At 69.0% G+C, this 25,003-nt stretch carries 21 protein-coding genes; all 21 read left to right on the top strand.

The annotated features are described in order from the left end of the window. Positions 1-5: 5 nt before the first annotated feature. A complete protein-coding gene (pheA, locus tag ABIC63_RS25290) occupies positions 6-1,127 on the top strand; it encodes a prephenate dehydratase (protein WP_294378585.1) in 1,122 nt (373 codons plus the stop codon). Positions 1,128-1,135: 8 nt separating this feature from the next. Then, positions 1,136-2,005: a prephenate dehydrogenase gene (locus ABIC63_RS25285; protein WP_294378583.1), complete on the top strand. Its 870-nt coding sequence runs from the start codon at positions 1,136-1,138 to the stop codon at positions 2,003-2,005. Between the two features lie 95 nt (positions 2,006-2,100). Beyond that, positions 2,101-4,110, top strand: a complete 2,010-nt coding sequence (locus tag ABIC63_RS25280) for a bifunctional 3-phosphoshikimate 1-carboxyvinyltransferase/cytidylate kinase (RefSeq protein ID WP_354321810.1) — start codon at positions 2,101-2,103, stop codon at positions 4,108-4,110. 209 nt (positions 4,111-4,319) lie between these two features. Then, positions 4,320-6,005, top strand: coding sequence for a 30S ribosomal protein S1 (rpsA, locus tag ABIC63_RS25275; RefSeq protein ID WP_354321809.1), 1,686 nt, complete (start codon positions 4,320-4,322; stop codon positions 6,003-6,005). A 60-nt stretch (positions 6,006-6,065) separates the two neighbouring features. Next, positions 6,066-6,356 (top strand): integration host factor subunit beta, encoded by a 291-nt coding sequence (locus ABIC63_RS25270; protein ID WP_017761062.1) that lies wholly within the window; start codon positions 6,066-6,068, stop codon positions 6,354-6,356. 168 nt (positions 6,357-6,524) lie between these two features. Continuing rightward, positions 6,525-6,842 (top strand): LapA family protein, encoded by a 318-nt coding sequence (locus ABIC63_RS25265; protein WP_354321808.1) that lies wholly within the window; start codon positions 6,525-6,527, stop codon positions 6,840-6,842. Beyond that, positions 6,832-7,986 carry a lipopolysaccharide assembly protein LapB gene (lapB, locus tag ABIC63_RS25260; RefSeq protein ID WP_354321807.1) on the top strand — a complete coding sequence of 385 codons (1,155 nt, stop codon included), beginning with the start codon at positions 6,832-6,834 and terminating at the stop codon, positions 7,984-7,986. The genes ABIC63_RS25265 and lapB overlap by 11 nt, the downstream gene beginning before the upstream one ends. A 114-nt stretch (positions 7,987-8,100) precedes the next feature. Further along, the gene (locus ABIC63_RS25255) at positions 8,101-8,415 is read left to right on the top strand and encodes a ComEA family DNA-binding protein (RefSeq protein ID WP_354321806.1); all 315 of its coding nucleotides are present in this window, start codon (positions 8,101-8,103) and stop codon (positions 8,413-8,415) included. Between the two features lie 152 nt (positions 8,416-8,567). Beyond that, a complete protein-coding gene (locus ABIC63_RS25250; RefSeq protein ID WP_294372444.1) occupies positions 8,568-9,536 on the top strand; it encodes a TRAP transporter substrate-binding protein in 969 nt (322 codons plus the stop codon). Between the two features lie 15 nt (positions 9,537-9,551). After that, entirely contained in the window at positions 9,552-10,058 is a 507-nt protein-coding gene (locus ABIC63_RS25245; protein ID WP_354321805.1) for a TRAP transporter small permease, read from the top strand. Beyond that, a complete protein-coding gene (locus ABIC63_RS25240; protein WP_354321804.1) occupies positions 10,051-11,346 on the top strand; it encodes a TRAP transporter large permease in 1,296 nt (431 codons plus the stop codon). Before ABIC63_RS25245 ends, ABIC63_RS25240 begins: the two co-directional genes overlap by 8 nt. Before the next feature lie 244 nt (positions 11,347-11,590). Further along, positions 11,591-12,823, top strand: coding sequence for an alpha/beta hydrolase family protein (locus ABIC63_RS25235; RefSeq protein ID WP_354321803.1), 1,233 nt, complete (start codon positions 11,591-11,593; stop codon positions 12,821-12,823). A 167-nt stretch (positions 12,824-12,990) separates the two neighbouring features. Then, the gene (locus ABIC63_RS25230) at positions 12,991-15,957 is read left to right on the top strand and encodes a monovalent cation/H+ antiporter subunit A (RefSeq protein ID WP_294372453.1); all 2,967 of its coding nucleotides are present in this window, start codon (positions 12,991-12,993) and stop codon (positions 15,955-15,957) included. A 1-nt stretch (position 15,958) separates the two neighbouring features. Beyond that, entirely contained in the window at positions 15,959-16,306 is a 348-nt protein-coding gene (locus ABIC63_RS25225) for a Na+/H+ antiporter subunit C (protein ID WP_017761071.1), read from the top strand. Then, entirely contained in the window at positions 16,303-18,012 is a 1,710-nt protein-coding gene (locus ABIC63_RS25220) for a monovalent cation/H+ antiporter subunit D (RefSeq protein WP_294372458.1), read from the top strand. Before ABIC63_RS25225 ends, ABIC63_RS25220 begins: the two co-directional genes overlap by 4 nt. Then, positions 18,012-18,503, top strand: a complete 492-nt coding sequence (locus ABIC63_RS25215) for a Na+/H+ antiporter subunit E (protein ID WP_294372912.1) — start codon at positions 18,012-18,014, stop codon at positions 18,501-18,503. The genes ABIC63_RS25220 and ABIC63_RS25215 overlap by 1 nt, the downstream gene beginning before the upstream one ends. Beyond that, complete coding sequence (locus ABIC63_RS25210) at positions 18,500-18,778, top strand: K+/H+ antiporter subunit F (RefSeq protein WP_294372460.1); 279 nt, start codon at positions 18,500-18,502, stop codon at positions 18,776-18,778. Before ABIC63_RS25215 ends, ABIC63_RS25210 begins: the two co-directional genes overlap by 4 nt. Continuing rightward, the gene (mnhG, locus tag ABIC63_RS25205; protein WP_294372462.1) at positions 18,775-19,167 is read left to right on the top strand and encodes a monovalent cation/H(+) antiporter subunit G; all 393 of its coding nucleotides are present in this window, start codon (positions 18,775-18,777) and stop codon (positions 19,165-19,167) included. The genes ABIC63_RS25210 and mnhG overlap by 4 nt, the downstream gene beginning before the upstream one ends. A 144-nt stretch (positions 19,168-19,311) precedes the next feature. Beyond that, positions 19,312-20,331 carry a Bug family tripartite tricarboxylate transporter substrate binding protein gene (locus ABIC63_RS25200; protein WP_354321802.1) on the top strand — a complete coding sequence of 340 codons (1,020 nt, stop codon included), beginning with the start codon at positions 19,312-19,314 and terminating at the stop codon, positions 20,329-20,331. A 63-nt stretch (positions 20,332-20,394) separates the two neighbouring features. Beyond that, positions 20,395-21,315 (top strand): alpha/beta fold hydrolase, encoded by a 921-nt coding sequence (locus ABIC63_RS25195; RefSeq protein WP_354321801.1) that lies wholly within the window; start codon positions 20,395-20,397, stop codon positions 21,313-21,315. Positions 21,316-21,439: 124 nt separating this feature from the next. Continuing rightward, complete coding sequence (locus tag ABIC63_RS25190) at positions 21,440-24,931, top strand: response regulator (RefSeq protein ID WP_354321800.1); 3,492 nt, start codon at positions 21,440-21,442, stop codon at positions 24,929-24,931. The last annotated feature ends 72 nt before the right edge of the window (positions 24,932-25,003 follow it).

Below are 25,003 nucleotides of genomic sequence, written 5' to 3'. Positions count from 1 at the left end.
GCTCGATGACTGCTGACCAATCCCCTCCCCCCCCCTCCTCCTCCGCCGCCGACAGCCTCGCGCCTCTACGCGAGCGCATCGATGCGCTGGACGCCCAATTGCTCGACCTGCTGAACCAGCGCGCCCATGTGGCAGAACTGGTGGGCGAGGTGAAGAAGCGCGAAGGCACGCCCTACTTCCGGCCTGACCGTGTCGCGCAGGTCATCGAGAAGGTCAAGCGCAACAACCCCGGCCCGCTCAAGGGCGCGCACGTCGAAGCCATCTGGCGCGAGATCATGTCCGCCTGCCTGGCACTCGAATCGCCGCAGCGCGTGGCGGTGCTGGGCCCCGAAGGCACCTTCTGCGAACAAGCCGCCATCGAGTACTTCGGCGGTGCGGCCGATCTGGTGTACTGCGCCACCTTCGACGAAGTCTTCCACGCCACGGCCGCCGGCAGCGCGCAGTACGGCGTGGTGGGCGTGGAGAACTCCACCGAAGGCGCCGTCGCCCGTTCGCTCGACCTGTTCCTGCATTCGCCCGCCCATGTGGTCGGCGAGGTCAGCCTGCTGGTGCGCCACAACCTGCTGTGCAGCCGCAACTCGCTGGACGATATCGAAGTGGTGATGGCCCATCCGCAGGCGTTGGCGCAGTGCCACGGCTGGCTGTCCAAGCATCTGCCGAAGGCCGAGCGGCGCGCCGTCTCCAGCAATGCCGAAGGCGCCCGCCTGGCGGCCACCAACCCGGCGTGGGCCGGCATCGCTGGCGAACGTGCCGCCACGCAGTTCGGCCTGCACATCGTGGCCCATGCCATCCAGGACGATCCGTACAACCGCACGCGCTTCGCCGTCATCTGCCTGCCGCACACGCTGGCGATGCCGCCGGCCTCTGGACGCGACATGACCAGCCTCGTGGTCTCGGTGCCCAACAAGCCGGGTGCGGTGCATGATCTGCTCGTGCCGCTGAAGGAGCACAAGGTCTCGATGACGCGCTTCGAGTCGCGCCCCGCCCGCACCGGCCAGTGGGAGTACTACTTCTACATCGACCTCGACGGCCATCCCAGCCAGCCGAACGTCGCCGCGGCCCTGGCCGAACTGCGCGGCCTGTGCGCGTTCTTCAAGATCATCGGCGCCTATCCCGTCAAGGCTTGAGTCCGAGGATGTTCCAGCAACTCGGCCTGATCGGCTGTGGCCTCATCGGCGGCTCCTTTGCCCTGGCGCTGCGCCAGGCGGGGCTGGTGCGCCGGGTCGTCGGCTACAGCAAGTCGCCCTCGACCACCGAGCGCGCGCGCCAGTTGGGTGTGATCGACACCGGGGCGCCTTCCGCCCTGCAGGCGGTCGCAGGCGCCGACCTCGTGGTGCTGGCGGTGCCCGTGGCCGCGACGGAGTCGACGCTGAGCGCCATCCGCCACGGCCTCGGCGAGCAGACGCTGCTGATGGACGTGGGCTCGACCAAGGGCGACGTGGTGCAGGCCGGCCTTCGCGCGCTGCAGCATCAGGTCGGCAACTTCGTGCCCGCCCATCCCATCGCCGGCAAGGAAGTCGCAGGCGTCGAGCATGCCGAAGGCGCGCTGTTCGTGGGCCGGCATGTCATCCTCACGCCCACCGAACGCTCGCGCGCCGAGCAGGTACAGCGCGCCATCGAGGTCTGGAGCCGGATCGGCGCCCGCGTGCTGACGATGGACGCCGCGAGCCACGATGCCGCCCTGGCGGCGGTGAGTCATCTGCCCCACCTGCTGGCCTTCGCCTTCATGCAGTCCATCGCGCAGCAACCCGATGGCGCCCGCTGGCTCGAACTCGCCGGTCCCGGATTTCGCGACTTCTCGCGCATCGCCGCCGGCGATCCGGCCGTCTGGCGCGACATCCTCTTGGCCAACCGCGAGGAAGTCCTGCGTCAATCGCGCACCTTCCGCGAGGCGCTGGCGGACTTCGAGGCGCAGATCGCCGCAGGCGACGCGAGCGGCCTCAGCGATGCCATCGGCCGGGCCAGCCGTGCCCGCGCCGCCCTGAAGCCCGCCTTCTCCCACTGAGCGCACGCGCGCGTCGGCCGATGGTGATCCTTGTCGCCCCCGCGTTCGAGCGCTGAGTCCCCGATTCCCGCGGCCCTCCTTCATCTGCCTCTTCCATGTACGCCACCGAGTTCCTCGACCTTCCCGCGCTGTCCGGCGCTGGCGGCGCCGTACGGCTGCCCGGCTCCAAGAGCATCTCCAACCGCGTGCTCCTTCTGGCTGCACTGGCCAGCGGCACAACCGAGATCCACGACCTGCTGGATTCGGACGACACGCGCGTGATGCTGGAAGCGCTGGCCCAGTTGGGCTGCACCCTCACCCGTGATGGCGCGGTGCTGCGCATCGAAGGCCTGGGCGGGCAGGTGAAGCAGCGGCAGGCCGACCTGTTCCTGGGCAACGCCGGCACGGCAATGCGGCCGCTGACGGCGGCGCTCGCGCTGCTGGGCGGCGACTTCCAGTTGCGCGGCGTGCCGCGCATGCACGAACGGCCGATCGGCGATCTGGTCGACGCCCTGGTGCAGCTGGGCTGTCCCATCGACTACCTGGGCAACCCGGGATATCCGCCACTGCGCATCCGCCCGGCCCAGATCTCGGCCCTGCAGCTCGACACCCCCATCCGCGTGCGGGGCGACGTGTCGAGCCAGTTCCTCACTGCGCTGCTGCTGGCCCTGCCACTGGCCGCCGGCAGCCGCGATGTGGTGATCGAGGTGGTGGGCGAGCTGATCTCCAAGCCCTACATCGAGATCACGCTCAACCTGCTCGCCCGCTTCGGCATCCAGGTGCAGCGCGAGGAATGGCGCCGCTTCACCATCCCGCAGGGCAGCCGCTACCTCACGCCCGGGCGCATTCATGTCGAGGCGGATGCGTCCTCGGCCAGCTACTTCATCGGCCTGGGCGCGCTCGCCGCACCGCTGCCGGGGCGCAACGGCATCCGCATCGAAGGCGTGGGCGCCGACTCGATCCAGGGCGACATCCGTTTCATCGACGCCGCGCGCCAGATGGGCGCGCAGGTGGACAGCGGCCCCAACTGGCTCGAGGTGCGTCGCGGCGCTTGGCCGCTCAAGGCCATCGACCTGGACTGCAACGCGATTCCGGACGCCGCCATGACGCTGGCCGTGATGGCGCTGTATGCCGATGGCCCCTGCCGGCTTCGCAACATCGCCAGTTGGCGCGTGAAGGAGACCGACCGCATCGACGCCATGGAGGCCGAGCTGCGCAAGCTGGGCGCCACCGTCGAATCGGGGCCGGACTTCATCGTCGTGCATCCACTGCCCGCCGGCGGCTGGAAGCCGGCCGCCATCCACACGTACGACGACCACCGGGTGGCCATGTGCTTCTCCCTGGCGGCCTTCAACCCGGACCGCCAGCCGGTGCGCATCCTCGATCCGAAATGCGTCGCCAAGACCTTCCCCGACTATTTCGAGACCCTGTTCTCGGTCGTCGCGGCGGACGAGGTGCCGGTGCTCTGCGTCGACGGCCCCACCGCCTCGGGCAAGGGCACGCTGGCGGCCGAGCTGGCGCTGCGGCTGGGCTACCACTACCTGGACTCGGGCACGCTGTACCGCGTGGCGGGTCTCGCGACCCGCCGGGCCGGCCTGGAGCCGGAGCCGGCCCACGAGGCCGCCATCGCCGCCATTGCCCGCGCGCTGCCGCTGCGCTTCGACGCCGGCCGTGTGCTGCTGGCCGACGAGGATGTGACGGACGCCATCCGCACCGAGGCGGCCGGCATGGACGCCTCGCGCGTGTCGGCCCTGCCCGGCGTGCGGGCGGCCCTCACCGAACTGCAGCACAGCTTCCGCCGCCTGCCCGGGCTGGTGGCCGACGGCCGCGACATGGGCACGGTGATCTTCCCCGACGCGCCGCTGAAGGTCTACCTCACGGCCAGTGCCGAGCACCGGGCCGAGCGGCGGCATAAGCAATTGATTTCCAAAGGAATTCCCGCTATACTCGCCGACCTTCGCGCGGACCTGGAAGCACGCGACGCCCGCGATTCGAATCGAAGCGTCGCCCCGCTCAAACCCGCGCAGGACGCCCGCCTCCTGGACAACTCCTTCCTCAGCATCGATCAGTCGGTCGCGCAGGTGTTGGACTGGTGGCGGCAGGTGCAGCCCTTCGAGACGCATTAAGCGCTTTCGTCGGGCTCGGCGCCCCGGCCCTGCCGGGTGCGCCTATCGCTCCAGCCAGGCTCCCCTCGCGCGTCAGCGCACCGGCCTGCTGGTTGTTCAACTTCAACCCCCGGGCTTCACTGCCCAAACCACCGGTTCCAGTCATAGAAACAGCCGCACGCGATGTTGCATGGGCGGCTGGAAACCTGGAGAGACCGGAAGGAAACTCAATGTCCGAATCTTTTGCCGCCCTCTTTGAAGAGTCCCTGAAGCGTTCCGAAATGCGCGCGGGCGAAGTGATCACCGCCGAGGTGGTCCGCGTCGAGCACAACCACGTCGTGGTCAATGCCGGCCTGAAGTCCGAAGCCTACGTGCCGATCGACGAATTCAAGAACGACAAGGGCGAACTCGAAGTCCAGGCCGGCGACTTCGTCTCCGTGGCCATCGGCTCCGTCGAGAACGGCTACGGCGACACCATCCTCTCGCGCGACACGGCCAAGCGTCTGGCTTCGTGGCTGGCGCTCGAGAAGGCCCTGGAATCCGGTGAATTCGTCACCGGCACGACCAGCGGCAAGGTCAAGGGCGGCCTCACGGTGCTGGTCAACGGCATCCGCGCCTTCCTGCCGGGCTCGCTGATCGACACCCGTCCGATCAAGGACCTGACTCCCTTCGAAAACAAGACGATGGAGTTCAAGGTCATCAAGCTCGACCGCAAGCGCAACAACGTCGTGCTGTCGCGCCGTGCCGTGGTCGAGGCCTCGATGGGCGAAGAGCGCGCCAAGCTGATGGAGACGCTGAAGGAAGGCGCCATCGTCCGCGGCGTGGTCAAGAACATCACCGAGTACGGTGCTTTCGTCGACCTCGGCGGCATCGACGGCCTGCTGCACATCACCGACATGGCCTGGCGCCGTGTCCGCCACCCGAGCGAAGTCGTTCAGGCCGGCCAGGAAATCACCGCCAAGATCCTCAAGTTCGACACCGAGAAGAACCGCGTCTCGCTGGGCCTCAAGCAGATGGGCGACGACCCGTGGCTGGGCGTGTCGCGCCGCTACCCGCAGGGCACGCGTCTGTTCGGCAAGGTCACGAACATCGCCGACTACGGCGCATTCGTCGAACTCGAGCCGGGCATCGAAGGCCTGGTGCACGTGTCCGAGATGGACTGGACCAACAAGAACGTGGCTCCCAACAAGATCGTCTCCATGGGCGACGAAGTGGAAGTCATGGTCCTGGAAATCGACGAGGACAAGCGCCGCATCAGCCTGGGCATGAAGCAGTGCAAGGCCAACCCCTGGCAGGAATTCGCGCAGAACACCAAGCGCGGCGACCGCGTCAAGGGCCCGATCAAGTCGATCACCGACTTCGGCGTGTTCGTGGGTCTGGCTGCCGGCATCGACGGTCTGGTGCACCTGTCCGACCTGTCGTGGAACGAAGCTGGCGAGACCGCCGTGCGCAACTACAAGAAGGGCCAGGAAGTCGAAGCCATCGTGCTGGCCGTCGACGTGGACCGCGAGCGCATCAGCCTGGGCATCAAGCAGTTGGACGGCGACCCGTTCACCACCTTCTCGTCCGTCAATGACAAGGGCCAGATCGTGACCGGCAAGGTCAAGACCGTGGATGCCCGTGGTGCCGAGATCGATCTGGGCGGCGACGTCGTCGGTTACCTGCGCGCTTCGGAAATCTCCCGCGACCGCGTGGAAGATGCCCGCAACGTGCTGAAGGAAGGCGACGAAGTCACGGCCGTGGTCACCAACGTGGACCGCAAGAACCGCAGCATCCAGCTGTCCATCCGCCAGAAGGACATGGTCGACCAGCAGGAAGCCATGGCCAGCCTGAACCAGCAGTCGGCCCGCGAGAACGCCGGCACCACCAGCCTGGGCGCCCTGCTGCGTGCCAAGCTGGACGGCAGCGACAAGTAATCGACCCGGATCGCGGCGGGTCGCAGGGGTGCAGACGCCTGAACCCGCCGTGTGCCAGCAATGACACGTTCCGATCTGGTCGAAGAACTCGCCGCCCGCTTTGCGCAGCTCACGCACCGCGATGCCGAGCAGGCCGTCAAGACCATTCTTGACGCCATGAGCGACGCGCTGGTGCGGGGGCATCGCATCGAGATCCGCGGCTTCGGCAGCTTTTCGGTGAGCCGCCGCCCGCCTCGCCTGGGCCGCAACCCGCGTTCAGGCGAAAGCGTGCAGATCCCCGAGAAGCGCGTGCCGCACTTCAAACCGGGCAAGGCCCTGCGCGAAGCCGTGGACCGTTCGAGCGAGGCATGAGCCCAGCCGCGGCCCTTCGTCCTTTATGGGGGCGGATGGGCCAAGGCCTCCTACTTAGAATCGTCCCGCCATCGGGACCTTCATGACGAGATATTGCCTTCACGCGCCCTGCTTCGTGTGGCCACTGCCCCCTCACCGGACCGCAGTTCGCACCGGAGTGGCCTGGCGATGAAATACCTCCTGTGGCTGCTCAAGGCAGCCATTTTTTTTACCCTGTTCGCCTTCGCGCTGAACAACCAGCACGAGACCACCGTGCACTTCTTCTTCGGCACCTCCTGGCGCGGGCCGCTGGTGCTGGTGGTGCTCGCGGCCTTCGCCGCCGGCCTGGTGGTCGGTGCGCTCGGCATGCTGCCCGGGTGGTGGCGCCATCGCTCGGCGGCCGCTGCGTTGCGCCAGCCGTCGGCGCCCCCGGACGGTGTGGCAGATGTGCCGCTGACCCCGCCCCCGGTGGCAGAACCCTCCCACGCCCGACGCCATGGACTTTGACCTGAGCTGGCTGCTGCTGGGCCTGCCCCTGGCCTTCGTGCTGGGCTGGCTGGCCTCGCGCCTGGACCTGCGCCAACTGCGCTTCGAGAACCGGCAGGCGCCCAAGGCCTACTTCCGCGGCCTGAACTTCCTGCTCAACGAACAGCAGGACCAGGCCATCGACGCTTTCATCGAGGCGGTCCAGAACGACCCCGACACGCAGGAGCTGCACTTCGCCCTGGGCAACCTGTTCCGCCGCCGGGGCGAGTACCAGCGCGCGGTACGCGTGCACGAGCACCTGCTGTCGCGGGCCGATCTCAACCGCGCCGACCGCGACCGCGCCCAGCATGCGCTGGCGCAGGATTTCCTGAGCGCCGGCCTGCTCGACCGGGCCGAGACGGCGCTGCAGAAGCTGGAAGGCACGCGCTACGAGAACGAGTCCCGGCTCGCCCTCCTCGCCATCTACGAACGCTCGCGCGAATGGGCGCAGGCCGAGGCCGTGGCGACCAAGCTCGATGCCTCCGACCAGGCGAGCTACGCCGCCCGGCGTGCCCATCACCTGTGCGAGCAGGCGGCGGAGCACAGCGCCCGCGGCGATGCGGACGCGGCGCTGCGCCTGCTCCAGCAGGCGGCACAGCTTGCGCCCGACGCGCCCCGCCCGGCCATCGACACCGCGGCACTGCAACTGCGTCAGGGACGGGCCATGGAAGCCTGGACCACGCTGTCGGAACTCAGCCGCACGGCGCCGCTGGCCCTGCCGCTTTACGCGGCCGCGCTGCAGCAGGCGGCACAGGCCGCCGGCGAACAGGCCGCGGCCGCAGACCTGCTGCGGACCCGCTACGAAGCCGAGCCATCCATCGATGTGCTCGAAGCCCTCATGGCGCTGGAAGCCACCGGCGGCGACGCGCCACGCGACCGCTACCTGGAGCATCTGGCCCGCCAGCCGGGCTCGCTGCTGGCCGCCTCCCGCTGGCTGGCCGGCGAAACCCTGCGCGACGATGCACGCACGCATCCGCCGGTGCAGCGCGCGCTGGACCAGGTGGCCCGTCCGCAGATGCGCTACCGCTGCGCCGCGTGCGGCTTCGAGGCCCACCAGTACTTCTGGCACTGCCCGGGCTGCCAGGCCTGGGACAGCTATCCACCCCGTCGCGTCGAGGAACTGTGACGCGCTTCACGCGCGCCGGCACTGGATGCATTGACAGCCTCCGTCCGCCTGAATTCTGATGGTCGGGCTGCGCGCAATGCGCAGCGCATTCCAATCACATTCAGGAGGAAATTCATGATGATCAAGAAGCTCGTCGCATCCTTGGTGCTGGGCCTGTCGGCCCTGGGCGCCTTCGCCGCCGTCGACGTCAACAAGGGCAGCGCCGCCGAGCTCGACGCGCTGCCGGGCGTGGGGCCGGCCATGTCGCAGCGCATCGTCGACGCGCGCAAGCAGGGGGAGTTCAAGGACTGGTCCGACCTCATGGCCCGCGTGAAGGGCATCAAGAGCAAGTCCGCCGCCAAGCTGTCGGCCGCCGGCATGACCGTGGGCGGCAAGCCCTTCGACGGTGCCGGTGCCCCGGCCAAGGAAGCCGCCAGCAAGAAGAAATAGGAACGAGGCCACATCGCTCAGACCAGGGCCGCCTTTGGGCGGCCTTGTCGTTTTTGCACCGGCATGCGGCCAGACAAACCCCCAGCCGGTGGCCTGATATTTGCACGTATCCTGGATTTCCATATCTTCAACAACAGTCGGAGCGTTCATTCATGAAGTTCAAGTCCAGCCTCGCACTGGCCACGTTCGCCCTTGCGACCGCCGCGTCCGCCCAGGTCAAGTGGGATCTGCCCACGGCCTATCCGCCGAGCAACTTCCACACGGAGAACCTGGCCAAGTTCGCGGGCGAGGTGGACCAGGCCACCGGCGGCAAGCTCAAGATCACCGTGCACTCCAACGCCTCGCTGTTCAAGGCGCCCGAGATCAAGCGCGCGGTGCAGGGCGGTCAGGCGCAGATGGGCGAGATCCTGCTGGTGAACTTCCAGAACGAATGGCAGGTCTTCGGCGTGGATGGCATCCCCTTCCTGGCCGACAGCTACGACGCCGCCTGGAAGCTCTATCAGGCGCAGAAGCCGGTGCTCTCCAAGAAACTGGCGGAACAGGGCATCGTGCTGCTCTACACCGTGCCCTGGCCGCCGCAGGGCATCTTCATCAACAAGCCCATCGCCTCGGCCGCCGATCTCAAGGGCGTGAAGTGGCGGGCCTACAGCCCGGCCACCGCCCGCATTGCCGAGTTGGTGGGCGCCCAGCCCGTGACGGTGCAGCAGGCCGAGCTGTCGCAGGCCATGGCCACCGGCGTGGTGGAGTCATACATGTCTTCGGGCTCCACGGGCTACGACACCAAGACCTACGAGTACATCAAAAACTTCTACGACACGCAGGCCTGGCTGCCCAAGAACGCCGTGCTGGTGAACAAGAAGGCCTTCGATGCGTTGGACAAGCCCAGCCAGGATGCCCTGCTCAAGGCTGGCGCCGACGCCGAGAAGCGCGGCTGGGAGGTCTCCAAGGCCAAGACGCAGGAATACCTCGACCTCCTCAAGAAGAACGGCATGGCCATCCATGTGCCGTCCGCCCAGCTCAAGGCCGACATGAAGAAGGTCGGCGACACGATGATCAAGGAGTGGTCGGAGAAGGCGGGCGCAGACGGCCAGGCAGTGCTCGACGCCTACCGCAAGATGTGACCTCCGGCGCCGGCGATGCGAAAGGCCCTGGACGCCCTCTACGACGCCGCCGCCGGCCTGGCGGCGCTTTCCATGGTGGGCCTGCTGCTCGCGGTGCTCACCTCCATCCTCGCGCGGCAGTTGCACTTCAACGTGCCGGGCATCGATGCCTACGCCGGCTACCTGATGGCCGGCACCGGCTTCCTGGCGCTGGCCCATACGCTGAAGAAGGGCGAGCACATCCGCGTGACGCTCGTGCTCACGGCCATGGGCGTCACGCCGCGCCGCTGGCTGGAGCGCTGGGCGGCACTGGCCAGCGCCGCGCTGGCCGCCCTCTTCGCCTTCTACAGCGTGCGGCTGGCAATTCAGTCCTACCAGTTCAACGACATGTCCACCTCGAACGACGCCACGCCGCTGTGGCTGCCGCAGCTGTCGATGGTGATCGGCACGGTCACCTTCGCCATTGCGGCGCTGGACGAATGCGTGCTGGAGTGGCGCGGACGCGTGCGCGCGACTGACGGGGAGATGCTGCGCCATGAGTGATCTCGGCATTGCCGGCCTGCTGATCCTGGCGCTGTTCCTCATCCTCGGCAGCGGCGTCTGGATCGGCCTGACGCTGTCGGGCGTGGCATGGATCGCGATGCAGCTCTTCACCTCCCGCCCGGCGGGAGACGCCATGGCCGTGACCATCTGGGGCTCCGCGTCCAGCTGGACGCTTACCGCGCTGCCGCTGTTCGTCTGGATGGGCGAGATCCTCTTCCGCACGCGGCTGTCGCAGGACATGTTCAAGGGCCTGTCGCCCTGGATGCAGCGCCTGCCCGGGCGGCTGCTGCACACCAACGTGGTGGGCTGCGCGATCTTCGCGGCCGTTTCGGGCTCCAGCGCCGCCACCTGCGCCACCATCGGCAAGATGACCCTGCCGGAGCTGGGCCGCCGCGGCTACCCGCAGGACATGGTCATCGGCACGCTCGCCGGCGCCGGCACGCTGGGACTGCTGATCCCGCCCTCGATCATCATGATCGTCTACGGCGTGGCGGCGGATGTGTCGATCGCCCGCCTGTTCATCGCCGGCGTCGTGCCGGGCGTGCTGCTGGCGCTGCTGTTCTCGGGCTACATCGCGGTCTGGGCCCTGCTGCATCCGGACCAGGTGCCCGCGCCAGACGGCCGGATGCGCTTCGCCGAGAAGCTGGCTGCATCGCGCAGCCTGATCCCTGTGACGCTGCTCATCCTTGCCGTGCTGGGCTCGATCTACGCCGGCATCGCCACCGCGACCGAAGCAGCCGCCGTGGGCGTGCTGGGCGCGCTGGTGATCTCGGCCGCCCAGGGCTCCCTCCGTTGGCAGACCTTCAAGGATTCGCTGCTGGGCGCGACCCGCCTCTACTGCATGATGGCGCTGATCCTGGCCGGCGCCGCCTTCCTGACGCTGGCCATGGGCTATGTCGGCCTGCCGCGCCACCTGGCGGAATGGATCGGCTCGCTCGGTCTCAGCCGATTCCAGCTCGTGCTGATCCTGGCCGTGTTCTACATCGTGCTGGGCTGCTTCCTGGACGGCATCTCGATGGTGGTGCTGACGATGGGCGTGATCATGCCCACCGTGACGGCAGCCGGCATCGATCCGATCTGGTTCGGCATCTTCATCGTGCTGGTGGTGGAGATGGCGCAGATCACGCCGCCGGTGGGCTTCAACCTCTTCGTGCTGCAAGGCATGACCGGCAAGGACCTGCTCTACATCGCGCGGGTCACCCTGCCGATGTTCCTGCTCATGGTGCTGGCGGTGCTGATCATCTATGCCTTCCCGGCGCTGGTCACCTGGTTGCCCCGCCAGATGTAGATGCGGGCAGCGTCGGCCGCGCCTGTTGCGACTTCGCCGCAACCGCCGGACCTGACCTTGCTCGCCTGCTTTGCTTGGACTACGCTTTTACCTCCAGTTAAGAGTTAGCACATTCAGAAACAACCTGGGAGGGTTGCGGTGGGAGCAAGCATGGGCCCCGGAACGGTGTGCCCGTCCCTCCTGCGGCTGAATGTGACGAGCGATACGGCCCCGCCGCATCACCACGTCCAACAGGAGGATCCCTATGTTCAAGTTCTTGAAGCCCTTGCTCGTGGCCGGCTTTTTGGCCGCCGCGGCAATCTTGCCCGCACATGCCCAGGCGCCGGTCGCGGCGCCAACGCTGTCCGCGAAGACCATCGCCGGCAACGTGCAGTACGAATTGATCGGCCAATGGGACGTCAACCGGCTCAACACCATCCTGAGCACCGATACGCCGAAGTTCGCCGGCATCACCGTTTCCTACACGCCAGCCCGCACGGGAGTCCGGCTCTACCGCATCAGCTATGACTCGGTCGTTCCGGAGAAGGGCAACAAGCCGATCCGCGCTTCGGGCCTGCTGGCGCTCCCCGACAACGCTGGCGCCACGCTGCCGGTGGTCTCGTACCAGCATGGCACGGTGTACGGCCGCCAGGAAGTGCCCGGCTTCCCGGAGCAGTCGCCCGAGACCCAGCTCATGATTGCCCAATTCGCCGGGCAAGGCTATGCGGTGGTGGGCGCGGACTACTTCGGCATGGGCATCTCCACCGAGCCCGAGGGCTACCTGGTCAAGGCCAGCCACCAGCAGGCCTGCTTCGACTTCCTAGTGGCCGCCAAGGGCGTGATGGCCGACCTGGGCCGGCAGTCCAGCAAGCTCTACCTGGCCGGTTGGTCGCAGGGCGGCTTCGTCACCATGGCGCTGCTGGAGAAGCTGGAGCGCTCGGGCGTGAAGGTCGACGGCGCCGCGACGGCCAGCGCCCCGCTGGACCTGGGTGTGGCGATGAGCGGCTTCCTGAGCTACCCGCGGCCCTTCGACGCGGTCTGGCTCAACAGCATCTTCATCCTGTCGGCCTTCTCGTACGAGAACTACTACGGCGTCCCCGGCCTCGCCCGTTCGCTGATCAACGAGCCCTACTACGACGCCGCCCGCAAGGCCTACGAACGCCAACCCTTCAACGCGGCCGACATCCCCAGCGACCTGCACAAGCTGCTGAAGGCGGAGTATTTCGATCCGCACTATTTCGCGGACTCCGCCTTCGGCAAGCTCATCGCCGCCACGCAGTCGTACCGTTGGGTGATCAAGTCCCCGGTGCGCAACTACTACGGCGAAACCGACGAGGCGATCACGGTGGGCGTGGGCCGCATGGCACAAACGTATGCGCAGGCGCTGGGCGCCGGCAATCCGATGGTCGAGGCCGTCTCCACCGGCAAGACCACGCACCGGGGCACCTTCGCCACGGCCGTGCCGCAGTGGAAGGCCTGGTTCGACACCGGCCGCTGATCGTCGCGGCGGCACATGCCACCGGGCGCGGGAGCCTGTGCGCGGGCGGGCCCGCAGCGCCTTGAAAAACGCCTACGGCGACATGGGGCCGCGTCCTCCAAAGACCGGCCGCCATGCAGAGGTTTTTGCAATGGAGATGGGAAGGTCGGTCGATAGAATCGATTGAGATGCCCCTGGTCGCCCTCGTCCTCCTCCCCTTCCTGGCCAGTGCGCTGGCGGCCATGATGCCGTCCGACGCCCGCAACCGAGGGGCGGCCATCGCGGGATTCACGGCCCTGGGCTGTGCCGTCTTCGCCGCCTGGCAGTTCCCGGCGCTCGCCGCCGGCGAGGTGCTGCAAGAAGGCCATCGGTGGATCCCCACCCTGGGCGTCGACCTGTCCTGGCGCATGGACGGTCTGGCTTGGCTGTTCTGCATGCTGGTGCTCGGCATCGGGGCGTTGGTGGTGCTCTACGGGCGCTACTACATGTCCTCCTCGGACCCGGTGCCCCGCTTCTTCGCCTTCTTCCTCGCTTTCATGGGCGCGATGGTGGGTGTGGTGCTGTCGGGCAACCTGATCCAGCTGGTGCTGTTCTGGGAGCTGACCAGCCTGTTCTCCTTCCTGCTGATCGGCTACTGGCACCACCGCCGCGACGCCCGCCGCGGCGCTCGCATGGCGCTGACTGTCACCGGCGCGGGCGGCCTCTGCCTTCTGGCAGGCGTGCTGCTGCTGGGCCGCATCGCGGGCAGCTACGAACTGGACGTGGTGCTGAATTCGGGCGACGTGGTACGGGCCGATCCGCTCTATCCGCTGGCGCTGGTGCTGCTGCTGCTGGGCGCCTTCACCAAGAGCGCGCAGTTCCCCTTCCACTTCTGGCTGCCGCGCGCCATGGCGGCGCCCACGCCGGTGTCGGCCTACCTGCATTCGGCCACCATGGTGAAGCTGGGTGTGTTCCTCATGGCGCGCCTGTGGCCGGTGCTGTCGGGCACCGACCTGTGGTTCTGGCTGGTGGGCGGCGCGGGCGCCTTCACGCTGCTGCTGGGTGGCTATGTCGCCATGTTCCAGCGCGACCTGAAGGCGCTGCTGGCCTATTCGACGATCTCGCACCTGGGCCTCATCACGCTGCTGCTGGGCATGAACAGCCCGCTGGCCGCCGTGGCGGCGGTCTTCCATGTGATGAACCACGCCACGTTCAAGGCGTCGCTGTTCATGGCCGCCGGCATCATCGACCACGAGACCGGCACCCGCGACATCAGCCGGCTGAGCGGGCTGCTCAAGTCCATGCCCATCACCGGCGCGCTGGCCATCATCGCCAGCGCCTCCATGGCCGGCGTGCCGCTGCTCAACGGCTTCCTGTCGAAGGAGATGTTCTTCGCCGAGACGGTGTTCCTCGACGGCGCGCCCTGGCTGGAAATCGCGCTGCCCGTGCTCGCCACCCTCGCCGGCGCCTTCAGCGTGGCCTATTCGGCCCGCTTCGTCTTCGACGTCTTCTTCGGCCCGCGCTGCGACACCGAGGTGCCCAAGCCGCCGCACGAGCCCCCCCACTGGATGCGGGTGCCGGTCGAGTTCCTGGTGCTGCTGTGTCTGGTCGTCGGCGTGGTGCCAGCCTGGTCGGTGGGCGCCTTCCTGGCGACGGCCGCGGCGCCGGTGGTCGGCGGCACGCTCCCCGAATACAGCCTCGCGGTCTGGCACGGCTTCAACCTGCCTCTGGCCATGAGCGTCGTGGCGCTGGCGGGCGGCGCCGCCATCTATCTGATGCAGCGTCGCAGCCGGGCGCATGGCGGCCTGAACCGCACGCCGGTCATCTGGATGTTCGACGGCCAGCGCATCTTCGAGAACCTGCTGGCGCGCCTGTCCCAGCTCGGACGCAATGGCCGGCGCGTGCTCTCGACCAACCGGCTGCAGCCGCAGTTGCTCCTGCTGGTGATGGTGGCGGTGCTCGGCGCGGGCGCCTCGCTGTGGCTGGCGCCTGCCGACACGGGCAGCCGCCAGCGCCTGCCCTTCTCGCCCATGTTCCTGATGACCTGGGTCATCGGCTGCACCTGCGCGGTCGCGGCCGCCTGGCAGGCCAAGTTCCACCGGCTCGCTTCGCTGATGCTGGCCTCCGGGGCGGGGCTGGTGAGCTGCATCACCTACATCTGGTTCTCGGCGCCCGACCTGGCGCTGACGCAACTGGTGGTCGAGACGGTGACCACCCTGCTCATCCTGCTGGGCCTGCGCTGGCTGCCGATGCGCAAGGCCGAAGTCCAGCCCCCGCGCGAGCGCATGCGCCCCTGGGGCCGCCGCGGGCGCGACCTGCTGCTGGCCACGGTGGCCGGCTGCGGCATGGCGGCGCTCGCCTGGTACATGATGACCCGGCCCTTTCCGCAGAGCATCTCCCCCTTCTTCCTGGAACGCGCCCTGCCCGAGGGCGGCGGCACCAACGTGGTCAACGTGATGCTGGTCGACTTCCGCGGCTTCGACACCTTCGGCGAGATCACCGTGCTAGGCATCGTGGCGCTGACGGTCTATGCGCTGCTGCGGCGCTTCCGTCCGGCCGCCGAGGCAATGGCGCTGCCGCCGCAACAGCGGGTGCAGCAGGACCAGGGCGGCACCGACCTCGTCAATCCGCGCCGCGCCACGGACACGGCCATCGGCTACCTGATGGTGCCCGCCGTGCTGGTGCGCCTGCTGCTGCCGCTGGCGGCCATGGTGTCGGTGTACTTCTTCATGCGCGGCCACAATCAGCCGGGCGGCGGCTTCGTGGCCGGGCTGGTGATGTCGGCCGCGCTGATGCTGCAGTTCATCGTCTCGGGCGCGGCCTGGACGGAGGAGCACCTGCGGATCTACCCGCGGCGCTGGATCGCCCTGGGCCTGCTCATCGCGCTGGCCACGGGCGCCGGCGCCATCGCGATGGGCTATCCCTTCCTGACCACCCACACGGCCCATGTCACGCTGCCGGTGCTGGGCGAGTTGCACGTGCCCAGCGCCATGTTCTTCGACATCGGCGTCTTCGCGCTGGTGCTCGGCGCCACGCTGCTGATCCTCACCGCCCTGGCGCACCAGTCCATCCGCAGCCACCGCTGGGCCGAGGAGCAGGAAGAAAAGGCCGCGGCCAGGGCCGCCCTCGAAGCTGCGAATGCCGAGGCCATCCGCATCACTGGCGGAGCCGTCTGACATGGAAGCCGTTCTCGCCATCGCCATCGGCGTGCTCACCGGGTCGGGCGTGTACCTGCTGGTGCGCCCTCGGACCTTCCAGGTGATCATGGGCCTGACGCTCATCTCGTACGCCGTCAATCTGTTCATCTTCAGCATGGGCCGGCTCAAGGTCGACAGCGAGCCGGTCCTGCGCAAGGGCGTGGAGGCCACGCTGCAGAACACCGCCGACCCCATGCCGCAGGCCCTGGTGCTGACGGCCATCGTGATCGGCTTCGCCATGACGGCGCTCTTCCTGGTGGTGATGCTGGCCTCGCGCGGCATCTCGGACACCGACCACGTGGACGGCCAGGAGCGGGAGGAGACATGAGCAACGAAATCCTCGCGCTGCTCGACCGACTGCTCGACGCCACCATGCCGCACCTGGTGGCGGCGCCCATCCTGCTGCCACTGCTCACGGCCGCGCTGATGCTGCTGATGGGCGAGCAGCGCCGGCGCGCCAAGTCGGCACTCACGGTCATCTCCGGCCTGTTCGGCCTGCTGGTGGCGCTCGCCCTGCTGCGCTGGGTGAACACGCCCGACACCGGCGGTGGCCCGGGCTCCATCGGCGTCTACCTGCCCGGCAACTGGGCCGCACCCTTCGGCATCGTGCTGGTGGCCGACCGCCTCTCGTCCATGATGGTGGCGCTCACGGGCGTGGTGGCCTTCGCGGCGTCCATCTACTCCACCTCCCGCTGGGACCGGGCCGGTGTGCACTTCCACCCGCTGCTCCAACTGCAGCTGATGGGCCTGAACGGTGCCTTCCTCACCGGCGACCTGTTCAACCTGTTCGTGTTCTTCGAGGTCATGCTGGCGGCTTCCTATGGGCTGCTGCTGCACGGCTCCGGCGCCCTGCGCGTGCGCGCCGGGCTGCACTACATCGCCATCAACCTGGCGGCCTCGTCGCTGTTCCTGATCGGCGCGGCCATGCTGTACGGCGTGACCGGCACGCTCAACCTGGCCGACCTGAGCCAGCGCATTGCCGAGGTGGCACCGGCCGACCGGGGGCTGCTGCATGCCGGCGTCGCCATCCTGGCCGCCGCCTTCTTCGCCAAGGCCGGCGCGTGGCCACTGAATTTCTGGTTGGTGCCCGGCTACAGCGCGGCGGTGTCGCCCGTGAGCGCCGTCTTCGCCCTGCTGACCAAGCTGGGCGTGTACGTGGTGCTGCGCACCTGGACGCTGTTCTTCGGTCCCGACGCGGGCGACTCGGCGCTCTACGGCCAGCCGGTGATCATCGGCCTGGGGCTGGCCACGCTGACCGTCGGCTCGCTGGGCCTGCTCGGCTCGCAGCGGCTGTCGCACCTGGCGAGCTTCGCGGTGGTGGTGTCGGCGGGTACGCTGCTGGCCGCCGTCGGGCTGGGGCAGGAAGGTGTCTGGGCCGGCGCGCTCTATTACCTGCTGGGCTCCACGCTGGCGGCCAGCGCCCTCTTCCTGCTGATCGACATGATCGAGCGCTGGCGCAACGCCGGCCACAGCATCGCGCCCCACGAATCGGCCGCGACCACGCCCTTCCTCACAGAGGACCTGCAGGCCCTGGACGACGTCAACCTGGACGACGAGGCGCAGGCGCTGTATGGCCGCGCCATCCCGGCCGGCGTCGCCTTCCTGGGCCTGGCCTTCGTGTGCTGCGTGCTGCTGCTGGCCGGGCTGCCGCCGCTGCCCGGCTTCATCGGCAAGTTCGCCATGCTGTCGGGCCTGCTGGACGCCCAGCAGGTCAGCCGCTGGGGCTGGGCCTTCATGGGCCTGCTGCTGGTCTCGGGCTTCATGACGCTGGTCGCGTTCTCGCGCAGCGGCATCCGGCATTTCTGGACCCACACACAGGGCTCGCTGCCGGCGCTGCGTGCACTGGAGGTGCTGCCGGTGGCGGGCCTGCTGGCCGCGTGCATCGCCCTGGCGGTCGGTGCCGGCCCGGTGCTCCTGCACGCCCAGGCCACCGCCGCCAACCTGGCCGACACCCGCGACTACCGTGCCGCCGTGTTCGCGGCCACCCAGAAGGCCGGTCCGACGACCACCGGGCGGGCGGAGGTCCGGCCATGATGCGACGCCTGATTCCCTCGCCCCCGCTCACCATGGCACTGTGGGTGGTATGGCTGCTGCTGAACCAGTCGCTGCATCCGGCCACCATGCTGCTGGGTGCGGTGCTCGCGGTGGCGGTGCCGCTGCTCACCAAGGGCCTGCGGCCGGCGACAGTGCGCATGCGCCGCCCGCTGGCGGCGCTGCGGCTCCTGCGCCTGGTGATGGCCGACCTGCTGGTGTCGGCGCTGGGCGTGGCGCGCGCCCTGCTCACCCGCCGGACGCCGCAGATCCATTCGGCCTTCGTGCGCGTGCCGCTGGACCTGCGCGACCCCAACGGCCTGGCCGTGCTGGCCATGATCCTGTGCCTCACGCCCGGCACCGCCTGGGCCGAGCTGGCGGTCGACCGCAGCCAGCTGCTGCTGCATGTCTTCGACGTGGACGACGAAAGCGACCTGATCGAGCGCATCAAGCTGCGCTACGAGACCGTGCTGATGGAGATCTTCGAGTCATGACGCCACTCTTGTTCTGGGCGCTCAAGGGCGCGTTGTTCCTCCTGGCCGTCGCCATGCTGTGCGCGCTGGCGCGGCTGCTGATGGGCCCGACGGCGCAGGACCGGGTGATGGCGCTCGACTGCCTCTACATCAACGGCATGCTGATGATGCTGACGCTGGGCATCGTCTACTCCAGCGCCGTCTACTTCGAAGCGGCGATGCTGATCGCGCTGTTTGGCTTCGTGGGCACGACGGCGCTGGCCAAGTTCCTGTTGCGCGGCGAGGTGATCGAATGAGCGGACCGCTGCCTTTGTGGGCCGAGGCACTCACGGCCCTCCTGGTGGTGGTGGGCGCCGGCTTTGCCGCCATCGGCTCCTTCGGTCTGGTGCGCATGCCCAGCTTCTTCCGCCGCATCCACACGCCCACGCTGGGCGCGACCGCCGGGGTGTGGTCGATCTCCCTGGCCACGGCGGTGTACTTCTCGGCGCAGGGCTCGCACCTGTTCCTGCACGCGGCGCTGATCGCGATGTTCGTGGCGCTGACGGCGCCGATCACCACCATCTTCCTGACGCGGGCTGCGCTGTTCCGCGAACGCCAGAAGGGCGGCGACGTGCCGCCGCCAGCCGCCACGCGCAGCGAAGACGGCGCCCCGGTCACGGTCCAGCTCGACAAGACGCCGGATTGACCCCGTCAGCGGGCGCGCGGCACTGCGCGTTGTGCAGACGCCTCGCCACCCGCAGCACGTCGATACCAGCCCGGCAAGCCCGCCTTGCGCGGCGGCAGCGAGTCCGTTAACGTCTTGTAACTTTAGTCAATCTCGGACACGTTCATGGTCGACAAGCGCCGCCTGCTCCATTCCTGTGCCGCCCTGGCGGCCAGCGCTTGCCTGCCGGCCTGGGCGCAATCCGGCAACAAGTCGCCCCGACCCGCCATAGCGCCGGATGGCGGCGCCAGCTGGCCCACCCGGCCCGTGAAGCTGCTGGTGGGATTTCCGCCCAATTCCTCGCCCGACATCGCGGCACGCATCGTGGCCGATCCGCTGGCGCGGCTGCTCGGCCAGACCGTGGGTGTCGAGAACAAGCCCGGTGCCAGCGGCAACATCGCCGCCAACGCGGTGGCCAAGGCCCGCGACGACCACACCCTCGGCGCGCTGATCAACGGCAACCTCACCATCGCCCGGCTGCTGGACGCTGCCGTGCCCTTCGACCCCGAGACCGACTTCGCCCCGGTCGGCCTGATCGGCACCGCACCGCTGGTGCTGGCGGCCACGGCGCAGGCCCAGGGCACCCGGCCGGACGAGCTGCTGCTGTGGGCCCGCAACCTGGGCACCGATGCCCGCTACGGCACGCCCGGCAACGGCACCGTCGGCCACCTGGGTATGGAGCTGCTGAAGATGCGCACCAGCATCCGCGCGCAGTACCAGGGCTTTGCCGGCAATCCGCAGGTGATCGAGGCCATGCTGGCCAACCAGATCCAGCTGGCCCTGCTGCCGCCGGGGCTGGCGCTGCCGCACATCCGCCAGGGGCGGCTCAAGGCCATCGGCATCACCGCGCCCGAGCGCAGCCCCCTGACGGGCGAGATGCCCACGCTGCGCGAGGCCGACGTGCGCGGCGCGGACCTGGAGATCTGGACGGCCCTGGCAGCGCCGGCCGGGCAGTCGCCAACGGCCATCGCACGGCTCAATGGCGCGCTGCAGACGGTGCTGCGCACCCCCGAGGTGAGCGAGGCCCTGCTCAAGGCCGGCTGGCAGGCCCGCGGCGGCACGCCCGAGGCGCTCGCGCGACGCATCCGCAGCGACACCACCACGCTCGGCGGCGTCATCCTGATGCGCGGGATCAAGGCCGCCTGACGGCGGTGGACGTGTCCGGTGGCGGACTGCCCGCCGGCGGGCGCCTTTCTATGATCGCCGCCCATGTACGCTCCCCGCCGCCTGCCGCAGTCCGACTTCGTTCCCGTGCGCAACCTGCGCTACCACGTGCTCACCTGGGGCACGCCCTCGCTGGCGCGTCCGCCACTGGTGCTGCTGCACGGCTGGATGGATGTGGCGGCCTCCTGGCAGTTCGTCATCGATGCCCTGGCGCAGGAGCGCTTCGTCATCGCGCCCGACTGGCGCGGCTTCGGCCAGACCGGCGGCGGCGACGTCGACAACTACTGGATGCCCGACTACCTGGCCGACCTCGACTGGCTGCTCGACCACTACGCCGCCGACCGCGCCGTCGACCTGGTCGGCCACAGCATGGGCGGCAACGTCGCGATGCACTATGCGGGCGTGCGACCGGGACGCATCCGGCGGCTGGTCAATCTCGAGGGATTCGGCATGCCCGCCTATGCGCCCGACGAGGCGCCCAGGCGCTACGCGCGCTGGATCGACGAGAACAGGCAGTTGCATGAAGGCGGCATGCGCCTGTCGGGCTACAGCACGCCCGATGGCGTAGCGCGCCGCCTGATGAAGACCAACCCCCGGCTGTCGCAGGACAAGGCCGACTGGCTGGCCCGGCAGTGGGCCCGGCCGGTGCGCCAGGAGGATGGCAGCGAGCGCTGGGAGATCCAGGGCGATGCCGCGCACAAGGTGATCAACGCCAACATCTTCCGCGTGGACGAGACGCTGGCCCTCTATGCCGCCATCACCGCGCCGGTGCTGGCCGTGGTGGCCAGCGACGACAGCCTGCACGGCTGGTGGAACGGCCGCTACACCCTCGACGAATTCCACCGGCGCCTGGAGGTGCTGCGCGAACTGCGCACCGCCCGGGTGGAGGACGCGGGCCACATGCTGCATCACGACCAGCCGGACCAGGTGGCGGCGCTGATCGAAGACTTCTTCCAGCCGTCATGAACGCGGGCGGCGCCAAGGTGGTCGGCCAGCGCCCGCCGGTCTTGGCATAAGCGGCGTTTTCCGACACCCCCCGGGCACGTCCTCGGGCAGACTCGGTCGGTTTTGCTCCGACCAAGCCCCACCCATGGACCGACGCCCTGCCATCGCCAACGATGAGTTCCGCCGCCTGCTCAGCCGCAACGTCAAGCTGCCCCTGCTGCTGGGTGCCCTGGGGGCGGTCGTCTTCGTGGCGCTCATCGGCTACCTGTTGTCGGTCATCAGCTGGGTGGAGCACACGGACCGGGTCACCCGCACCGCCACCGAGACCCAGCTGCTGCAGGCCGACATGCAGGCCGCCGTGCGCGGCTACCTGCTGACGGGCAACGGCGCCTTCCTCCAGCCCACCGACGCGGCGCGCACCCGCGCCCACGCCCTGCTGGGCGAGCTGCGCGTGCTGGTGGCCGACAACCCTCAGCAGGTCGGCCGTGCCACCAAGCTCGACGAGCTGCAGCGGGCGTGGGAGAGCTATGCCGACGACGTGGTGGAGTCCAAACAGCGCGGCGAGGACATCGGCGAGCGCCTGCAGTCCGGCCGCGGCAAGCGCATCGCCGACGAATCGCGCTCCACGTTGGATGCGTTCCTCGCCACCGAACAGGCCCTTCGCGCCGAGCGCAACCGCAGCGCCAACCGCGCCGCCGTGGGCGTGGTGGCCGGCTACCTGCTGCTGAGCGTCCTGATCAGCGTGGTGCTGTCCATCCTCGGCCGCCGGCAGATGCTGCATCTGTCCGACCGCTATGGCCAGGCACTGGCCGAGCAGGCCGATCATTCCGAACGCATGGAGGCGCAGGCCTGGTTGCGCGGCGCCCAGAACGAACTGGCCAGCCGCACCGTGGGCCAGTTGACGGCGCAGAACCTGGGCCGCCAGGTGCTGGAGTTCTGCGCCCAGCACCTGCGCAGCGCCGTGGGCGCCGTCTACGTACACGACACCGACGGCAGCCTGCGCCGTGTGGCCAGCTATGGCTTCTCGCGCGAGTCCGAGGCCGCCTCGCAGAGCTTCCTGCCCGGCGAAGGCCTGGTGGGCCAGGCCGCCGCGCGCGGCGAGTTGATGGACATCACGCCCGTGCCGCCCGGCTACCTGCGCGTGAGCTCGGGCCTGGGCGAAGCCCCGCCGCACACCGTGCTGCTGCTGCCGATCTCGCACGAAGGCCAGGTCAACGGGGTCGTCGAACTGGGCCTGCTCGCCTCGCCCTCCCCGCGCGAGCTGGAACTGCTGCGCGGCGTGGCCGACGACGCCGGCAGTTCCATGGCGGCCGCGCGCTACCGCGAGCGCCTGCAGCAGGTGCTGGCCGAGACGCAGCAGCTCAACGAGGAACTGCAGGTGCAGCAGGAAGAGCTGCGCACCGCCAACGAGGAGCTGGAGGAGCAGTCCCGCGCGCTCACCGAAAGCCAGGTCAACCTCGAGAACCAGCAGGCCGAGCTGGAGCAGATCAACAGCCAGTTGGCCGAGCGCACCGAGCAGCTCGACCAGCGCAATGCCGCGCTGCGCCGCGCCCAGTCCGACCTGGAGGAACGTGCCGACGCCCTCGCCCGCGCCAGCCGCTACAAGTCGGAGTTCCTGGCCAACATGTCGCACGAGCTGCGCACCCCGCTCAACAGTGCGCTGATCCTGTCGAAACTGCTGGCCGACAACAGCCAGGGCAATCTGAGCGAGGAGCAGGTGCGCTTCGCACGGTCGATCCACGACTCGGGCAACGACCTGCTCACGCTGATCAACGACGTGCTGGACATCGCCAAGGTCGAGGCCGGCCGGCTGGACATCCATGCCGAATACCTGCCCGTGGCACGGCTGGTGGAATCGCTGCAGTCCACCTTCACGCCGCTGGCGCAGAACAAGTCGCTCGCGCTGCGCATCGAGCTCTCGCCCGACGCGCCGGCGCACCTCATCTCGGACCGTCAGCGCGTGGAGCAGATCCTCAAGAACCTGCTGTCCAACGCCATCAAGTTCACCGACCGGGGCGAGGTGCTGCTGAGCGTGCAGCCAGGCCCGCAGGGCGGCGTGCGCTTCGACGTGCGCGACTCGGGCATCGGCATCGCCCCGGACCAGCAGGCGCTGATCTTCGAGGCCTTCCACCAGGCCGACGGCACCACCAGCCGCAAGTACGGCGGCACGGGGCTGGGGCTCTCGATCTCGCGCGACCTGACGCGCCTGCTCGGTGGCACCCTCACCGTCAGCAGCGAACTGGGCCAGGGCAGCACCTTCACGCTGAGCCTGCCCGCCGACATCGCGCAGCGCCTGGAGGGCGACGACGCCGCGCCGCTGCCGCGCAGCAGCACGGCCGCAGCGCCCGTCGCGCTGGCCCCGCTGGCCGCCCCGGCGCAGGCCGCGCCGCCGGCACCCCAGCCAGCGCCCGCCCCCACCTTCGCGGACGACCGCGACCAGCTGGCGGAGGACGTCCGGCGCGTGCTGGTGATCGAGGACGAACCGCAGTTCGCCCGCATCCTGTACGACCTGGCGCACGAATACGGCTGGCGCTGCCTGGTGGCCCATGGCGCCGCTGACGGGTTCGCGCTGGCGCAGGAGCTGCAGCCGCACGCCATCCTGCTGGACATGCGCCTGCCCGACAGCTCCGGCCTGGCCGTGCTGCAGCAGCTCAAGGACGATGCGGGCACCCGCCACATCCCGGTGCATGTGGTCTCGGCGCAGGACCAGGCCGAGGCGGCGCTGCACATGGGCGCCGTAGGCTATGCACTCAAGCCCACCACGCGCGAGCAGCTGCAGGCCGTGTTCTCGCGGCTGGAGGCGCGCCTGGCCCAGAAGGTCAAGCAGGTGCTGCTGGTGGAGGACGACGATGTGCAGCGCGAGAGCGTGGTGCACCTGATCGGCGACGACGACGTGGCCATCACCGCCGTCGGCACCGGCGAGGAAGCCCTCGCGCTGCTGCGCGAGCGCGTCTTCGATTGCATGATCACCGACCTGCGCCTGCCCGACATGCAGGGCGGCGAACTGCTGCAGCGCATGTCGTCGGAAGAGATCTGCTCCTTCCCGCCCGTCATCGTCTACACCGGCCGCAACCTGACGCGCGACGAGGAGGCCGAGCTGCTGCGCTATTCGCGCTCGATCATCATCAAGGGCGCGCGCTCGCCCGAGCGGTTGCTCGACGAGGTGACGCTGTTCCTGCACAAGGTGGAATCGCAGCTGTCGGCCGAGCGGCAGAGCATGCTGCGCACGGCCCGCGAGCGCGACCGCGTGTTCGAAGGCCGGCGCATCCTGCTGGTGGACGACGACGTGCGCAACATCTTCGCCCTCACCAGCGCGCTGGAGCAGCGCGGCGCCAAGATCGAGGTGGCCCGCAACGGCCGCGAGGCGCTGCACAAGCTCGACGCGGTGCCCGACATCGACCTGGTGCTGATGGACGTCATGATGCCGGAGATGGATGGCCTGGAGGCCACGCGCCGCCTGCGCAGCGACCCGCGCTTTCGCAAGCTGCCGGTCATCACCGTCACCGCGAAGGCCATGAAGGACGACCAGGAACAGTGCCTGGCCGCCGGCGCCAGCGACTACCTGGCCAAGCCCATCGACCTGGACCGGCTGTTCTCGCTGCTGCGGGTGTGGATGCCGCACATGGAGCGCCTGTGAGCGCCCGCCCCGCCAGCCCGGACGCCGAGGAAGCCGGGGGCCGCCTCGCGACGCCGCGCCCGCCGGGCCTTG

Source organism: Pseudacidovorax sp. 1753 (assembly GCF_040544975.1).
Classification (GTDB): Bacteria; Pseudomonadota; Gammaproteobacteria; order Burkholderiales; family Burkholderiaceae_C; genus Xenophilus.
Note: the sequence above shows the minus strand (reverse complement) of the source record. Positions and strands in the feature narration are given on the sequence as shown.

Excerpts from the sequence above, each read along its gene's own strand:
- lapB (WP_354321807.1), top strand. The coding sequence starts at position 6,832 with ATGGACTTTGACCTGAGCTGGCTGCTGCTGGGCCTGCCCCTGGCCTTC.
- ABIC63_RS25285 (WP_294378583.1), top strand. The coding sequence starts at position 1,136 with ATGTTCCAGCAACTCGGCCTGATCGGCTGTGGCCTCATCGGCGGCTCC.
- ABIC63_RS25225 (WP_017761071.1), top strand. The coding sequence starts at position 15,959 with ATGGAAGCCGTTCTCGCCATCGCCATCGGCGTGCTCACCGGGTCGGGC.
- ABIC63_RS25255 (WP_354321806.1), top strand. The coding sequence starts at position 8,101 with ATGATGATCAAGAAGCTCGTCGCATCCTTGGTGCTGGGCCTGTCGGCC.
- ABIC63_RS25240 (WP_354321804.1), top strand. The coding sequence starts at position 10,051 with ATGAGTGATCTCGGCATTGCCGGCCTGCTGATCCTGGCGCTGTTCCTC.
- ABIC63_RS25250 (WP_294372444.1), top strand. The coding sequence starts at position 8,568 with ATGAAGTTCAAGTCCAGCCTCGCACTGGCCACGTTCGCCCTTGCGACC.
- rpsA (WP_354321809.1), top strand. The coding sequence starts at position 4,320 with ATGTCCGAATCTTTTGCCGCCCTCTTTGAAGAGTCCCTGAAGCGTTCC.
- ABIC63_RS25245 (WP_354321805.1), top strand. The coding sequence starts at position 9,552 with ATGCGAAAGGCCCTGGACGCCCTCTACGACGCCGCCGCCGGCCTGGCG.
- ABIC63_RS25280 (WP_354321810.1), top strand. The coding sequence starts at position 2,101 with ATGTACGCCACCGAGTTCCTCGACCTTCCCGCGCTGTCCGGCGCTGGC.
- ABIC63_RS25195 (WP_354321801.1), top strand. The coding sequence starts at position 20,395 with ATGTACGCTCCCCGCCGCCTGCCGCAGTCCGACTTCGTTCCCGTGCGC.
- pheA (WP_294378585.1), top strand. The coding sequence starts at position 6 with ATGACTGCTGACCAATCCCCTCCCCCCCCCTCCTCCTCCGCCGCCGAC.
- ABIC63_RS25235 (WP_354321803.1), top strand. The coding sequence starts at position 11,591 with ATGTTCAAGTTCTTGAAGCCCTTGCTCGTGGCCGGCTTTTTGGCCGCC.
- ABIC63_RS25230 (WP_294372453.1), top strand. The coding sequence starts at position 12,991 with ATGCCCCTGGTCGCCCTCGTCCTCCTCCCCTTCCTGGCCAGTGCGCTG.
- ABIC63_RS25265 (WP_354321808.1), top strand. The coding sequence starts at position 6,525 with ATGAAATACCTCCTGTGGCTGCTCAAGGCAGCCATTTTTTTTACCCTG.
- ABIC63_RS25200 (WP_354321802.1), top strand. The coding sequence starts at position 19,312 with ATGGTCGACAAGCGCCGCCTGCTCCATTCCTGTGCCGCCCTGGCGGCC.
- mnhG (WP_294372462.1), top strand. The coding sequence starts at position 18,775 with ATGAGCGGACCGCTGCCTTTGTGGGCCGAGGCACTCACGGCCCTCCTG.
- ABIC63_RS25210 (WP_294372460.1), top strand. The coding sequence starts at position 18,500 with ATGACGCCACTCTTGTTCTGGGCGCTCAAGGGCGCGTTGTTCCTCCTG.
- ABIC63_RS25270 (WP_017761062.1), top strand. The coding sequence starts at position 6,066 with ATGACACGTTCCGATCTGGTCGAAGAACTCGCCGCCCGCTTTGCGCAG.
- ABIC63_RS25215 (WP_294372912.1), top strand. The coding sequence starts at position 18,012 with ATGCGACGCCTGATTCCCTCGCCCCCGCTCACCATGGCACTGTGGGTG.
- ABIC63_RS25220 (WP_294372458.1), top strand. The coding sequence starts at position 16,303 with ATGAGCAACGAAATCCTCGCGCTGCTCGACCGACTGCTCGACGCCACC.
- ABIC63_RS25190 (WP_354321800.1), top strand. The coding sequence starts at position 21,440 with ATGGACCGACGCCCTGCCATCGCCAACGATGAGTTCCGCCGCCTGCTC.